The 14,462-nt window shown below is 71.3% G+C and carries 13 protein-coding genes; 1 reads left to right on the plus strand and 12 read right to left on the minus strand.

Annotated elements, in window-relative coordinates; translation table 11 throughout:
• Position 1: 1 nt before the first annotated feature.
• The 9 genes from gspE to WMF19_RS51585 all read right to left on the minus strand — a co-directional run bounded on the left by gspE (position 2) and on the right by WMF19_RS51585 (position 10,171).
• Positions 2-1,780 carry a type II secretion system ATPase GspE gene (gene gspE / locus WMF19_RS51545; protein ID WP_437897070.1) on the minus strand — a complete coding sequence of 593 codons (1,779 nt, stop codon included), beginning with the start codon at positions 1,778-1,780 and terminating at the stop codon, positions 2-4.
• On the minus strand, positions 1,777-4,377 hold the full coding sequence (gene gspD / locus WMF19_RS51550; RefSeq protein ID WP_437897071.1) for a type II secretion system secretin GspD: 2,601 nt from the start codon (positions 4,375-4,377) through the stop codon (positions 1,777-1,779). The genes gspE and gspD overlap by 4 nt, the downstream gene beginning before the upstream one ends.
• Before the next feature lie 50 nt (positions 4,378-4,427).
• Positions 4,428-4,739 carry a hypothetical protein gene (locus WMF19_RS51555; protein ID WP_437897072.1) on the minus strand — a complete coding sequence of 104 codons (312 nt, stop codon included), beginning with the start codon at positions 4,737-4,739 and terminating at the stop codon, positions 4,428-4,430.
• Positions 4,740-4,780: 41 nt separating this feature from the next.
• On the minus strand, positions 4,781-5,767 hold the full coding sequence (gspC, locus tag WMF19_RS51560) for a type II secretion system protein GspC (protein WP_437897073.1): 987 nt from the start codon (positions 5,765-5,767) through the stop codon (positions 4,781-4,783).
• A gap of 204 nt (positions 5,768-5,971) precedes the next feature.
• Positions 5,972-7,378, minus strand: a complete 1,407-nt coding sequence (locus WMF19_RS51565; protein WP_272096928.1) for a sigma-54-dependent transcriptional regulator — start codon at positions 7,376-7,378, stop codon at positions 5,972-5,974.
• A 130-nt stretch (positions 7,379-7,508) separates the two neighbouring features.
• Positions 7,509-8,075: an isochorismatase family protein gene (locus WMF19_RS51570; protein WP_437897074.1), complete on the minus strand. Its 567-nt coding sequence runs from the start codon at positions 8,073-8,075 to the stop codon at positions 7,509-7,511.
• 5 nt (positions 8,076-8,080) lie between these two features.
• Entirely contained in the window at positions 8,081-8,524 is a 444-nt protein-coding gene (locus WMF19_RS51575) for a hypothetical protein (protein WP_437897075.1), read from the minus strand.
• A complete protein-coding gene (locus tag WMF19_RS51580; protein ID WP_437326762.1) occupies positions 8,524-8,907 on the minus strand; it encodes a (2Fe-2S) ferredoxin domain-containing protein in 384 nt (127 codons plus the stop codon). The genes WMF19_RS51575 and WMF19_RS51580 overlap by 1 nt, the downstream gene beginning before the upstream one ends.
• A gap of 631 nt (positions 8,908-9,538) precedes the next feature.
• Positions 9,539-10,171 (minus strand): hypothetical protein, encoded by a 633-nt coding sequence (locus tag WMF19_RS51585; protein ID WP_437897076.1) that lies wholly within the window; start codon positions 10,169-10,171, stop codon positions 9,539-9,541.
• Positions 10,172-10,287: 116 nt separating this feature from the next.
• On the opposite strand from WMF19_RS51585, the gene WMF19_RS51590 reads away from it, so the two are divergent.
• Positions 10,288-11,013 carry a TetR/AcrR family transcriptional regulator gene (locus tag WMF19_RS51590; RefSeq protein ID WP_437897077.1) on the plus strand — a complete coding sequence of 242 codons (726 nt, stop codon included), beginning with the start codon at positions 10,288-10,290 and terminating at the stop codon, positions 11,011-11,013.
• Positions 11,014-11,044: 31 nt separating this feature from the next.
• Here WMF19_RS51590 and hisN read toward each other — a convergent pair whose 3' ends face one another.
• The 3 genes from hisN to WMF19_RS51605 all read right to left on the minus strand — a co-directional run bounded on the left by hisN (position 11,045) and on the right by WMF19_RS51605 (position 14,260).
• Positions 11,045-11,842 (minus strand): histidinol-phosphatase, encoded by a 798-nt coding sequence (gene hisN / locus WMF19_RS51595; RefSeq protein WP_437897078.1) that lies wholly within the window; start codon positions 11,840-11,842, stop codon positions 11,045-11,047.
• Between the two features lie 108 nt (positions 11,843-11,950).
• A complete protein-coding gene (locus WMF19_RS51600) occupies positions 11,951-12,958 on the minus strand; it encodes an alpha/beta hydrolase (protein ID WP_437897079.1) in 1,008 nt (335 codons plus the stop codon).
• A gap of 162 nt (positions 12,959-13,120) precedes the next feature.
• Positions 13,121-14,260 (minus strand): hypothetical protein, encoded by a 1,140-nt coding sequence (locus tag WMF19_RS51605; RefSeq protein ID WP_437897080.1) that lies wholly within the window; start codon positions 14,258-14,260, stop codon positions 13,121-13,123.
• Positions 14,261-14,462: the final 202 nt, after the last annotated feature.

Raw genomic sequence — 14,462 nt, forward strand, 5'->3', positions numbered from 1 at the left:
CCTACTCGTCGACGATGACGTCTTCCTGCGTCGCCGCGAGGACCTCCTCGACGGTGGTGATGCCCTTGAGCACCTTGCGCGCCCCGTCGTCCCGGAGCGTATCCATCCCCTGGGAGATGGCGACCCGCTTGATGGTCTGCGCGTCCGCGCTCTTCAGGATGTGCGGACCCACGGCGTCGTCGATGACCATCTGCTCGTAGATGCCCCGCCGGCCGATGAACCCCTTCTGGTTGCAGGCGTCGCAGCCCCCGGGCTTGTAGAACACGGCCCGATCGATGTCCTGCCCGATGTAGTCGTATTTCTGTCCGTGCACGCTGTAGCGGGCCGAGACCTTCCGCCGCGCCTTCCAGGCGAGCCGGTCCTCGTCGAGGCCGAGCTGCTGCAGCTCGTAATCGGAGGGCCGGTAGGGGACCTTGCACGCCGGGCAGAGCAGGCGCACGAGGCGCTGGGCGAGGATGCCGATCACGCTGCTCCGCACGAGGAAGGGCTCGATCTCCATCTCGACGAGGCGGGTCACCGCGCTGGCCGCGTCGTTCGTGTGGAGGGTCGAGAGCACCAGGTGGCCGGTGAGCGACGCGTGGATGGCGATCTCTGCGGTCTCCTTGTCGCGGATCTCGCCGACCATGATCACGTCCGGATCCTGCCGGAGGAACGCGCGGAGCGCCGAGGCGAAGGTGAGCCCGATCCCGGGGTGGACGTGGATCTGGTGGATGCCGCCGATCTCGTACTCGACCGGGTCCTCGGCCGTGAGGATGTTCCGGCTGGGCTCGTTGATCCGGTTGAGGCAGGCGTAGAGCGTGGTCGTCTTGCCGCTGCCGGTCGGGCCGGTGACGAGGATGATGCCGTCCGGCCGCTGGATGAGCGCGTCCATGATGGCGAACTCGCGCGGCGCGAAGCCGAGGTCGTCGAGCCCGAGCAGGACCGACGCCTTGTGCAGGATGCGCATCACGATCCGCTCGAAGCCGCGGCTCGTCGGCACGGTCGAGACGCGGATGTCGACGCTCTTGCCCGCGATCTTCAGCGTGATGCGGCCGTCCTGCGGGAGCCGCTTCTCGGCGATGTTGAGCGCCGCCATGATCTTCACGCGGGCGATGATCGGCGCCATGAACTGCTTCGAGGCGCGCTTCGCGACGTAGAGCTCGCCGTCGATCCGGTAGCGGACGACGACGTCGCGCTCCTCGGGCTCGATGTGGATGTCGCTCGCCCGCTCGCGGACCGCCTGCGCGAAGAGGCCGTTGACCCAGGCGATGATCGGGGCGTCGTCGTCGGAGTCGATGATGTCGACGAGGTTGTCCTCCTCGAGCGCCGTGTCGCCCTCGAGCTTCGCGCCGCCGTCCTCCTTGCGCTCCCAGATGCGGTTGATCGCGTTCAGCACGACGTCGCTCGTGGCGACCGCGATCTCGACGGGCTTGCCGAACAGCGCCCGCACGTCGTCGATCGCCGTCGTGTCGAGGGGGTCGGCGACGGCGCAGTAGACGACCCCGTCGTGCTCGGCGAGCGGCAGGATCTTGTGCTGCTTGGCGTACGTGATCGGCACCCGGCTCGCGAGATCGAGCGGCACCGCGTCGATGTCGATGCGCGGGAGGAGGCCGACCTCGCACTCCTCCGCGAGCGCCCTGGCGATGCTCGCCTCGTCGGCGATGTTGGACGAGACGATGAGGTCCGCGAGCGGCTGACCGCGCTCGCGGACGGTGTCGTAGAGCGGCACCAGCCGCTCCGCGGGGACGACGCCCCGCCGGATCAGGATCTCGCCGAGGTACTGCTGCTGCTGCAGGCTCATTCCACGCGCTCCATCTGCCGTCCGCCCGGCGGCCGCCGCGTGGGCCGCTGCGGCGGGGCGCCGTTCGGCGGCGGCGGCAGCTGGGCCGGCTCGCCCTCCATGTCGACCATGCCGGGCTGCATATTCACCGCGCCGGTGGCCTTGCCGCCGAACGTCGGCAGGCCGACCGGATCCACCGGCACGTGCTCGCGCGGCCCCTTCGGGCGCGCCTCCTCCTCGAGGCGCGCTCGCTCTTCCTCGGCCAGCATCGACTGGCGGATGTCCTCGAGGAGCCCGTTCGCGCGGCCGAAGTCGCGCGGCGGCTCCCACGCGGCGCTCTCGCTGAAGACGAAGTAACGGTCGATGAACTCCTGCCGCTCCTGCATCTTGCGCTCGAAGATGGTCCGGAGGTCGTCCTGGTCGCGGATCACGTAGGGCGTCAGCACGAGGAGGAGGTTCGTCTTCGTCTTCGTCTTGACCCGCTGCCGGAAGAGGAACCCGAGCACCGGGATGTCGCCCAGCACGGGGATCTTCGTCTCCGAGGTGGTCATGCCGTCGCGCATGAGGCCGCCGATCACGACGGTCTGCTGGTCCCGGACGACGAGCGTTGTGCTCGCGGTGCGCTTGTTGATGGGGATCGCGCCGAGCGCGCCCTCGAGGGGGGCGCCCGCGTCGGAGATCTCCTCGGAGAGCTCCAGCCGCACCTGATCCGAGTCGTTGACGTGGGGGACGACCTTGATCTTCGTGCCGACGTCCTGGCGCGCGGCGGCGCCGCCGCCGAGGCCGCCGAGGCCGCCGAGCAGGCCGCCGAGCGCGCCGAGCCCGCCCGCCGCGCCCGCGCCGCCCGCCAGGCTCGCGAGCTGGTTGAGCCCGCCGCCGCCCACGTTGGTCTGCAGCGGGATGTTCTGGCCGATCGAGATCTCGGCCGCCACGTTGTCGGTCGCGAGGATGTGCGGCGTCGCGAGGACGTTGGAGTCGCCGTCCTGGGCCAGCGCGTGGAGGACGACGCCGAACGCGGGGATCGAGATGCCCGTCCCGAGGATGTTGTTCGAGCCCGTGATCGCGGGTCCCTTGACGCCCAGCGCGAGCGCGCCGAGCTGCGCCGGCAGGCCGATGACGGACTGGCGGATGTTGTTGCCGCCGTAGACGACGCTGTCGTCGGGGTTGAGGCCGTTGAACGGCGCGCCGGCGTGGTAGCCGATGCCGAAATCGAGCGAGCGGCTGACGTTCACGTCCATGATCACGGCCTCGATGAACACCTGCCGCCGGGGCTCGTCGAGCTGGTCGATCACGGTGCGCAGCTGGGCGTAGTCGTGGGGTGACGACGTGATGAGGAGCTTGTTGCTCGCCTCGTCGCAGGTGACCTTGACCTGCCCCTCGAAGATGTCGTCGGTCGAGCCCGGCACCGCGGGGGCGGCGCGCGCGCCCGGCCTGCCGCCGACGGCCGCTCCGCCCCCGCCCGCTCCGCCGCCGAGGATCTGGTTCAGCGTCGCCGACAGCTCCTTGCAGCCGGCGTGCTGGAGCGAGAGCACGTGGACCTGCCCCTCGCCCGTCTGCGGCACGTCGAGGCGCTTCAGGATGCCGAGGACGCGCAGGTAGTCCGGCTCGGTCGCGGTGATGACGAGCGAGTTGGTCCTGTCGTCCGCGATGATGCGGGCGCCGGTGCCGCCGGCGCCGCCCCTGCCGGGCCTGCCGCCGCCCGCCGCGGCCCTGCTCGGGTCGACGATCTCGTTCAGCTTGGTCGCGACCTCCGCCGCGGAGCCGTAATGAACGGGCTGCACCCAGAGCTGATCGCCGGCGCCGCCGACGTCGATCTCCTCGACGATCCGCAGCATGCGCTGGATGTTCGACCCGGTGTCCGTGATGATGAGCAGGTTGCCGGGCGGGTAGACGGTGACGTCGCCGTCCTTCGATTTGAACTTGCTCAGGACGCCGCCCGCCTCGTTGGCGTCGATATGCGACAGCCGGTACATGCGGGTGACGAACCGGTCCTCCGCGGGCACGGGCGTGGCGGTCCCGAACACGGGCGTCGTCTCGGATACCGCGCCTGGCGTCTCCACGATCTTGAGGAAGCGGCCGTGGGGGATGACGGTGAGATCGTTCGAGGCGAGGATCGACAGGAACGCGCTGTACGCCTCGGCGACGGTCACCTTCTCCGGCGCGTACACCGTGGCCTTGATCTGCCGGAGCTTGCCGCCGTAGATGAAGCGGCGCCCGGTGATGTTGCTGATGGCCTTCACGAGCTCGGGGAGGTCGGCCTCGTCGAGGTTGAAGCTGACCTTGTAGCCGCCGGGCTTCGGCTTGAACTCGATCTCCTGGACCCCTTGCTTGACCGCGGCGAGCGGGTCGTCGCCGGCGTCGCCCGGAGCGCCTGCCGCGGGCGCGGCTGCGCCCGGCGCGCCGGCGGGTGGGGCGCCTGCGGCCGGCGCGCCCGGCGCAGGCGCGGGGCGGGCGGGCGCCGGCGGGACCTGGCCGGGGGTCCGCAGCACGGGGGCGCCGCGGTTCGCGGGCTGCGCTGCGGCGGGCGGCGCCGCGGCGGCGAGCACGAGCGCCGCCACCGGCGCGGCGAGGAGCCTCCTCCGGAGGCAGCAGGATCGCTCGAGGGTCGTCATCACCATCAGTCGACTCGATATTCTCTGCGTTGGTTGGTAGGGGGAGGCGGCGCCGCTCAGTCAGCGTTCGGCGCGCTCTCGCGCGCGGCCGGCGAGGGGGGCCGCGGCCGCTTCGAGCGGGAGGTCTTGCCCAGGGCGGTCTTGGTCGCGCCGGCGGCGGCCTCGCTGTCGGCCTCCTCCGTCGTGTCCGCCGCGGACTCCTTGTCGTGGGACGCCTCGTGGGGCGGCAGGACGGCCTTGGCGACCGACACGAGGACGAGGCTCATGACCCCGACGAACGTGAGGGAGCCGAGGACGAACGTGCCGATCACCATCAGCGTCCGCCGGAGCAGGCTCCCCTCGTTCAGCGTCCCTATCCATCGCGCCATGCCGCTACCCTGCTTTCGTCCCTGGATTCAGTCCGGAGCGCTCACTTGATGTTGAAGTCGATGTTCATCGGCTTGCCCTTGCGGTTGATGCTCACCGTGAGCCGGTCCGCCGTCCGGAGCCGCGCGTAGGCCTCGAGGGCCTTCTGCGGATCGCTCATCTCAAACCCGTTGATGCTGGACAGCCGATCTCCGTTCTCCAGCCCGAGCGTCCCCAGCAGAGAGTCCGGGCGAATCCCGAAGAGACGGATGCCCACCACCTTGTCTCCCTCCTTCTCGGGGACGATGCGCGCGGAGCGCATCAGCTCGCCCTGGTTCTCCAGGATGTGGTCGACGGCGCTGCGCTCCACGTTGAACTCCGTCTCGCTCACGCGCTGGATCTTCGAGGCGATCTCCGGCGGGATCTTCTTGCCGCCGCGGGCGGGGGGCTTCGAGGCCGCGCCCGTCGACGTCGTCGGGGGCGCCGGCGCCGGCGCCGGCGCGGCGCTGGCGCGGGCGACGGCGCGGCTGCCAACGATGGCCTGGCACCGCGAGCTGCCGGACGTCAGCCAGACCCGATCCCACCCCACGTAGTAAACGGTCTGCCCGCTGATCTCATCCCCCTGCCGCCGCAAGATCGCCTTGCCGTCCGAGCCGGTCATGGCCGCGAACGACCACGCGGGATCGTCGGCCTGCGTGATGAGGAGGACGCGGGCGCCGTCGCAGGACGGGTCCGCGTACGGGTCCTTGTTGGGCAGCTCGTGCTGGACGGTCGGGAGCTCGACGGGCTTGCCGTCGAGCGGCCCCGTCACCGAGTCGAACGGGTTGCGCGAGAGGATCGCCGCGGCGCTCGTCGTGTGGTCCGTGCTGCTCGCGGTCGGCCCGAACGACGCCGGGCGCGTCGGATGGCTGGGCGGCGCCGGCGGGGCGTCGATCGCGACGCTGGAGACCACGAGCTGACCCATGCCCGACGCCTGGAAGTAGGCGGCGAGCGCGATCAGCGCGCCCAGCACCCAGGGAAAATACCGCTTCAGGATCGCGTCGATGCCCATGCGCCCATCCTCCTCTAGGCGAGTTTCATGCCAGCGGTCAATCGCCGGTGGTTTCCCGCGTCTTCACGAATTTTCGGAAGCTGTCCCGCCAAGGTGACGAACCCCGGGCGTGTCGGACGGCCTCCTTTGCCAAAGTGACAAATGGATTTTCGCGGGGGCCGGCGCGCAGGCGCGCGCGGTGTCCGCGGGACGGCGCGCGCGGCGTCACTCCAGCTCGCCGAGCTTTCGGTAGATGGTGCGCGTCGAGATGCCGAGCAACTGCGCGGCCACGGATTTGTCCCCGCGGGCGTGGCGGAGCGTCTCGCGGATGAGCCTGCGCTCGACCTCGTCGAGGGGCGTGCCGACCGAGAAGGTGAGCGAGCTCGGCTCGGCGGGGGCGGCCTCGCGGATGAAGTCGGGCAGGTCGTCGACGGAGAGCTGGTCGCCGCGGCAGAGGACCACGGCGCGCTCGATCACGTTCTCGAGCTCGCGCACGTTGCCCGGCCACGTGTAGTCGGTCAGGCGCGCGAGCACGTCGCGCGGCGCCTCCAGGCGGGGGCGGTTGTTCTTCGTGCAGTAGATGCCGAGGAAGTGGTCGACGAGGAGCGGGATGTCCTCGCGGCGGGTCCGGAGCGGGGGCGCCGTGATCGCGATCACGTTGAGCCGGTAGAACAGGTCCTCGCGGAAGCGGCCCGCGGCGACCTCGGCGCGGAGGTCCTTGTTGGTGGCCGCGACCAGGCGCACGTCGGCGCGCACCGTGTCGCCGCCGACGGGCTCGTACTCGCCCTCCTGCAGCACGCGGAGGAGCTTCACCTGCACGGCGGGCGAGAGCTCGCCGATCTCGTCGAGGAACAGCGTGCCGCCGGCCGCCTTGGCGAAGCGGCCGTCGCGCTTCGCGAGGGCGCCGGTGAACGCGCCGCGCTCGTGGCCGAAGAGCTCGGCCTCGAGGATGGTCTCCGGGATGGCCGCGCAGTTGACCGCGACGAACGGCCCCCGCGAGCGCGCGCTGCGCTCGTGGATGAAGCGCGCGAGCAGCTCCTTGCCGGTGCCGCTCTCGCCGAGCACGAGCACCGTGGCGCTCGAGGGCGCCGCCTGGGTCGCGATGTCGAGCACGCGGCGGAGCGTCGGGCTCGATCCGACGATCTCGCGCTTCGTGAGCAGCTTGATCTCCTGCCGGAGCGAGCGGTTCTCGGCGACGAGCGACTGGCGCTCTGCAGCCTTGCGCACGCTCTTGATGATCGTCATCCGCTTGAGCGGCTTCTCCACGAAGTCGTAGGCGCCCTCGCGCATGGCCTGGACCGCTGTCTCGACGGTCCCGTAGGCGGTCATCATCACGACCTCGGTGTCGGGCGCGAGCTGCTTCAGCGCGCGGAGCAGCTCGAGGCCGCTGACGCCCGGCATCATCAGGTCGGTCAGGACGACCTCGACGCGGCGGCTGCGCACGATCTCCAGCGCCGCCTTCGCGCTGTCCGCCGTGATGACCCGCATGCCGTCGCGCTGGAAGATCTTCTCGATGGAGGCGACGTTCGACGGCTCGTCATCGACCACGAGGACCGTCGGCGCGCCGGGCGGCGGCGCGGCGGGGCCAGCGGGCGGCGCGCTCGGGGGGACTTGTGCCAGATCGTCAGCCATGCGCCACTGTGTCACAGGCGTCGGCGGCATGTCCAGGAGAGCACGGGTCTGACAAAGTCCGATCCGGCGCCTGACAAACTGACAGGCCGACCTGGTCCCCGCGCGCCGCCCGCGAAGATCGCGGGATCGGTCAGCGGATGAGCTTCGAGAGCTGCTTGAAGTCGTCCGTCCCGGCGATCTTGAGCCAGTCGAAGACGACGGTCTCCGCGGTGGTGATGGTGGCGCCTGCGGCGCGGCAGAGATCGAGGCCGGCGAGCCGGTGGTCGTCGCGGCGGGAGGCGACGCCGTCGAGCGGGACCTGGACGAGGACGCCGCGCGCGGCGAGGTCGCGCACGGTCTGGAAGACGCAGACGTGCGCCTCCACGCCGACGACGATGGCGGCGCGGGGTGTGCGCGCGGTCGACGTGCGCAAGGCGCGCTCGAACTCGGCGGAGCCGCAGGCGGAGAACTCCATCTTGGGGATGACGGGCGCGCCCGCCTGGGCGAGCCGCTCGGCGATGGGCGCGATGGTCGGACCGAGGCCCGCGGGGTACTGCTCGGTGGCGATGATCGCCGCGCCGAGCCGCCGCGCCGCCTCGATCAGCACCGTGGCCGCGCGGGTGAGCGCGTCCATCTGGGGCGCCGGCATCGCGCCGGCGAGCTTCTCTTGCACGTCGATGACGATGACCGCGCTGTCTGCGGGCTCGATCCTTTGCATGGTGGCTACCTCGTGGCCCGGAAGCTCCTCAGGAACCGGAGCAGGTCGCTCCGCAGGTCGAAGCGGAGGAGCGCCTCGCCGATCAGCGCGCCGCCGTCGCCGACGAGGACGCCGGGCAGGACGGTCATCGACGTCATGAGATCGCCGGGGCGCACGGTCTTCCGGCCGGCGAACGCGCAGCGGCGGCCGTCGTTGGCGGTGAACTCGAAGGAGTAGGGCAGGGTCCCGGTGCGCGCGACGTCGAGGCCGAGCCGCCCGGAGAGGTACCGGTGGTCTGCGAAGCCCTCGGCGTCGATCTCGCCCTCGATCTCGACCTCGGGCTTGCGCAGGAAGTCGAGGAGGCCGCGCGAGCGCGCGCGGATCGTGAACGACATGGGCCGCTCGTCGGCGGGCGAGTCGACCAGGTGGAAGCTCCCGGCCATGGTCTCGCAGAACTCGAAGCCGCGCATCACGCCTCCGGGGGCGCGCCGCGCGGCGGCGCCGGCAGCGGCGGGGCGGCCGTCGCCTCCGTGTAGTCCTCGGGCGGGAGCACGAGCCGCTCGACGCGGCGGCCGGAGGCGAGGGCATCGACGATCTCCGGGACGTCGGCCGGGGTCACGCGGCCGTAGAAGTAGCCGTCAGGCTCCACCGCGATGACGGGGCCTGCCCAGCAGACGTCGAGGCAGCTCGCGGAGCAGGCGCGCGCCTCGACCTTGGCGAGGCCCCGCTCGGCGAGCGCGGCCTTGAGCTGCACGTGGATGCCCTCGGCGCCGCGCTGAGCGCAGGAGCCCTTGGGAACGCCGTCCGGGCGGCGGTTGACGCAGACGAAGAGGTAACGCTTTCGCTGGGGCACGAGGCGGATCCTCGTGCGTCGCGGGGGCCAGGTCAAGCTGGGGAGGGGGAGGGCGGGGTGCGCCGGGGGGCGCGTCGAGCTTCGGCAGGGGGGCGGGCCGGCGGCCGGACGGGCGCACAGATGCTGTGCGTGAGGCATTCTCAGGTCCGGTGGCGTACTGTACTCGCCTCGGAGTTTGTCGACGATCGTGGCGGTTCAGACTTCTTCGGAACCCCATTCGTCAAGGTTATCGAGGCTGCGGTTTGACAGGAGGCTACTGTGCCACATCCCGGGGGTTTTCATGGCCACAGATGACTACGGACTCATTCCAATGGTAGCAACCCACCTTGGTTTGAGCCCAGTTCCAGCGCAGTGGAGAGGGATCGATGCGGTCCTCCCGATCTTGGAGCGCATGCGCGGCGACGGGGCGATCGTCCTCATAAAGCTTGATGGTGGTAGAGGTCTGTCCGATAACGGCCCAACTACTGTCCTTGCTTCCGGTGGACCTCTCAAGGGCGATTTTATTCGCGCGGACGTGTCATCGATTGAGCACGGTATCGCAGAGGTGGTCGTGGAGTATGCGAGAAGGTGTTGGGGGTTCGTTGAACCCTCGTAATCTGTTCGGGGGTTGAACGCCGGCAGGCTCCTCGCCTCAGGCCCCCGCTTCAGCGGCGCTGCGCGCGCGGTGCCGGCGCAGCGCCAGGTTCACGATCCCGATCGGCGCCACGACGAGCACCGCCGCGAACCCGAGGACGCCGACCACGAGCCCCGCGAGGCTCGCGAGCGCGAGCCAGAGCACGTCGAGCGCCGCAGGGCTGGAGCCGGACGAAGAGCGCTCATCGACGCGCATCTCCCTGCGCAGCTCGCCGACCTCTCGATCGAGCAGCTCCTCGAACGGACGGCCATACAGGCTCTCGCTGCGGCGGCCGCGGAAGAACGCGCGGACCGTCCGGCGCGGGGCCGCGAGGAGCCCCGCGAAGAGGCCGCCCAGGTTGAGCTGCCAGGCCGCGAAGAAGCCCTTGCAGCCGGCGCCGAGCTCCCAGGCCGCGATCTCGAACTCGCCGATCGCGTTCGTGTCGTAGCCCGTCAGCACGTGGTGCAGGTCGTGATAACGCACGGCGCGCACGCGCGCCCGGGTGTTCGGGAACGGGACCGGGAGCGGACCGAGCTTGAAGTCGACCCACGCGTCGCCGTACCCGCCGTCCGCGCCGAAGCGGTTCACCTCGAAGTAGAGCGCCCGCGCCTCCCGCATCGTGAGGCCTTCGTCGTAATGCACAAGAGCCATGGCACCACCCTCGTTCGATGACTTCAGTCACTGACCATGGTCATTCTTCGCGCTCGTTCTGTCAAGGAGATCGCCGCTTGACGAGGAGGCATCCTCGGCAACAGAGTTCCCCGTCGATGAGCAAGGTCATTACAAGCGCGACGAAACGCCGGAGGCGATCCGCGGCGCCGCGAGCTCCGGTTGCGTCGGCGCCGGTCGCGTCCGCGCCGGCCGCGTCCGCGCCGAGCGCGCCGGCCCCCGAGCGCGGCGGGCGCGCCCAGCAGAAGCTCGACACCCGCCGGCGGATCCGGGACGCCGCGTGGGCGCTCTTCACCGAGCTCGGGTACGACGACACGACGACCAAGGCGGTGGCGGAGCGCGCGGAGGTCGCGACGGGGACGGTGTTCGTGCACGCGCGCGACAAGGCCGATCTGCTCATGATGGTGATGCACGACCGGCTCGCGGCCGCGGTCGACGCGGCGTTCGAGGCGCTGCCGCGCAAAGAGCCCCTGCTCCCTCAGCTCATCCACGTGTTTCAGCGGCTGTTCGCGATGTACGGCGAGCAGCCGCTCGTCTCGCAGGCGTTCGTGAAGGCCTTCCCCGGTGCGTCGGGTCCGAACGGAGAGCGGCTGAACGCGCTCACGTTCGCTTTCCTGCACCGCATCGCGAGCCTGGTGCGCGACGCGCAGGCGCGCGGCGAGGTCGCGGGCGACATCGACCCGCTCGCCGCGGCGCACAACATCTTCGCCCTCTACTTCGCGGCGCTCCTGTCCTGGCTCAGCGGCTTCGTGACGCTCGCGGCGGCGCTGGATCCCGTGCTGAAGAGCTCGCTCGCCCTCCAGTTCCGAGGGCTCCGGGCGTGAGCCGCCGCCGGCGCTCCGACGTCGGCGCGCGTCAGCGCGCGCCCTGCCGGGGATCGCCGGCGCGGAGCGCGGCGAGCACCTCGGCGTGGGTGCGCGGGTCGCCGGCGGCCACCACGTCACCGCCGCTCGCGGCGTCGAGCGGGCGCCCTTCCCAGTCCGTCATGACCCCTCCGGCGCCGGTGATCACCGGGACGAGCGCCGCGAAATCGTGGAGCTTGAGGCCATACTCGACGACCACGTCGATGCTGCCGCTCGCCACGAGGCCATACTGGTAACAATCCCCGCCGTAGCTCACGAGCTTGGCCCGGGACGCGACCTCCCCGAAGGCGCGGGTCTTCGCCGGCGGGAAGTACTGCGGGCCCGTGGTGGAGAGGCGCGCGAGCGGCAGCCCCGCGCACGCCCGGACGCGCGCCGGCTCGCCGTTCCAGAGCGTCTGCCGGCCCAGGACGCCGAGCCAGCGATCGCCGAGGACGGGCTGGTCGATGACGCCGAGCACCGGCCGCCCCCGATGCAGCAGGGCGATGAGCGTGCCGAAGAGCGGCTTGCCCGTGATGAACGCCTTCGTCCCGTCGATGGGATCGAGCACCCACACGAGCTCCGCTGCCTCGTTCTGGCGGCCGAGCTCCTCTCCCACGATCCCGTGTCCCGGCGCGCGCGCGGCGAGCAGCTCGCGTATCGCCGCCTCGGCCTCGCGGTCGGCGATCGTGACAGGGCTCGCGTCCGCCTTGTCGTCGGCCTCGATGCCCTTGCGAAAGTAGCGCCGGATCACGGCGCCGCTGGCGTCCGCGAGAAGCTCTGCCAGCTCGACCAGGTCCTGGGAAGGGGTCATCGTCTCCTCCGTGGGCCCTCGAGGCGAGCCTCACCGCGCGATCCCCTACGCGCGCCGCCCGCTCACGGCAACCACCTCGCCCCGCAGCGCCGCGGAGCGAGCTCCGCATCAGGCCGCGTCAGGCCGCGTCGCCGCTGCCGCGCTCGACGACAGGCGCGCTCGGAGATACGCGCCCAGCGCGTCCGTGCCCCGCGCGCCCTCCGGGTGGAAATCGGCCAGCACCGGCCCGTTGTGGGGCATGTCCCGCAGCACGTCGAGCGTGACGTCGACGCCCGCCTCGCGGGCGCGCCGCGCGAGCTCCTGGCCCTCGTCGTGGAGGCGCTCGGCGTCGCCGACCTGGATGAACAGCGAGGCCAGCCCCTCCAGGCGCGCGTGGAGCGGTGACAGCCGGGGATCGTCCAGCGGGGTCGCGCCCGCGAAATCGCGCGCCTGGCGCAGGAGACCCTCCCGGGTGCCGTAATCGGTCGAGTCGTTCGCGATCGCCGAGGCGCTGCTCGCGGTGAGGTCGAGCCAGGGAGAGATGAGCGCGGCGCAGCGCGCCTGCGCGCCGCGGTCGCGCAGCGCGAGCTGCGTGACGAGCGCGAGGTTGCCGCCGGCGGAGTCGCCGGCGAGCGCGATCTCCCCCGGCGCATGGCCGCGCTCGACCAGCGCGCCTACGGCGGCGAGCGCGTCCTCGAGCTGCGCGGGATAGCGGTGCTCCGGCGCGAGCCGGTAGTCGATGCCCACGACGCGGGCGCCGCTCGCCAGCGCCAGCCGCGCCATGAGGTCCGCGTGGGTCCTCGTGGAGCCGAACAGGTACGAGCCGCCGTGGAGGTAGAGGACGACGCCGCGCGACGCCGCGCCCGACGGCTCGAACCAGACCGCGGGGACGCCCTTCAAGGTGTCGTCCGTGCGCTTCACGCGCCGGACGGCCTTCTGGGAGTACGGGCGCGCGTCGAGCTCGGCCCTGACGTCCGGGTAGGGCCGGTCGAGCACGTAGGCGAAATCGCGGCGGAGAAAGCGGACCACCCACTCGAAGCCGAAGCCCCAGCTCGGGCGCGCGGGCCCCCGGCGGGCACGTTCGGTCGTGGTCTCCACGAAGGCGAGGCCGAACATCTTCATCAGGCGAAGCATCATGGCGGGCATCGTAGCGGACGACCCCGCGATCGCGGCGGCCTCTGCCCGCGCCGGTCCGAGCGCTGCGCCGTCGCCCCTCTCGGCGAGGCGCGCCGCGGCGCGCGTCAGTGCTCTTCAGCGCTCATGCCGCGCGTCAGCGCTCTTCAGCGCTCATGCCGCGCGTCAGCGCTTCTTCCGCGGATCGCCCCGGAGGATCGGGTACGCCATCAGCAGGCTGAACCAGACCACCAGGAACTTCGGGTCGGTCAGCGTCTCGAATGGGATCTCGAAGCGCTCGTTCGCGGTCGCGGCGGCCTCCGCCTTGCGCTGCTGCGCCTGCGCCACCGCGGGGCTCACGACCTCGATCCGCCTCTCGCCGCTCACCGCGCCCGTGCCGCCGGTCGTGGGCATCTTCGGCAGCAGGGTCCCCTCGGCGATAGCCCTCTCCTCGGGCGTCCGCTCCACCTTGAGATCCGGGTCGATGAGCACCGCCGCCGGCTCGAGCCCCTCGGGGTGCTCGCCGCCGGGCCGCTCCGCGGTCGCGACCCGCGCGTCCTCTTTCTCCGGTCGATCCACCGGGACGAAGCGCGGCGTGACCTCGCCCGGCTTGCGATCGCGGAGCTCGACGGTCACCTGCGTCGGGATGTACAGGCGCCGTACCTCCTCGAGCGGGACCACGGTGTCCTTGGCGGAGGCAGGCGGCCCGCCCGCGAGCTCGGGCACCTTCGCGCGCGCCGCGTCGATCTCCGCCTGCTCCGCGGCCATCGCGGCCTTGCAGCTCGGAATGGACGGATCGAAGTCGAGGCCGACGGCGCTGGCGCCCCCCTTCCTCCGCTCCTGGGGCGGCGTGCACTCCTCGTAGATGCGCTCCGCGACCTCGTCATCCTCCCGGTGCAGGAGCGCGAGCGGGAGCTCCTTGCGATCGTCGATGCCGTTCGCGACCTCCGGCCGGGCCACGAAGCGGTACCGCACGCGGAGCGCGAGGGTGCGGTGCCCCGCGGCGTCGACGACGGTCACGGCCTCCTTGGCGAAGGTATCCGTGGTCGCTCCCTGGACCTCGCGCCGGCTCACCATCACCCGGGACTTCCGCAGCCCTGTGAACACCGTGCGCGTCTGCGCCCGCACGCGCTCCAGGATCTTGAAATCGCTCGTCCCGGTCGGGACATAGACATAGCCGTCGAACTGGAGCACAGGGGGCGGCCGCTTCAGAAGGTCCTGCTCGGCCGTCTTGCCCCGATCGCCGCACCCCGCGAGCGCCAGCTCCCCGGCCAGCAGGCCGATTGCCGGGAGAACACGGAGTACTGCACGGAGAAGTGCTACCACAACAGATCTCCCGGACCGCGAGGGTGTAACGCCAGTGAATCTAGCTCCGGCGACCTGATGAAGAAACCCTTACCCACCGGAAAAACCGGGCAGGGATGCGGGGATCGCGCACAGCGACCTGAACGTGACGACCCGGCGCGCAGATCCCGACCTCGACGCAGCGTCGGCCCCCGGCCTGGTGAGCCCCTCACCCGGCCGGCGG

Origin of the sequence: Sorangium sp. So ce124, from assembly GCF_051525235.1 — a bacterium.
GTDB classification, from domain to species: Bacteria; Myxococcota_A; Polyangia; order Polyangiales; family Polyangiaceae; genus Sorangium; species Sorangium atrum.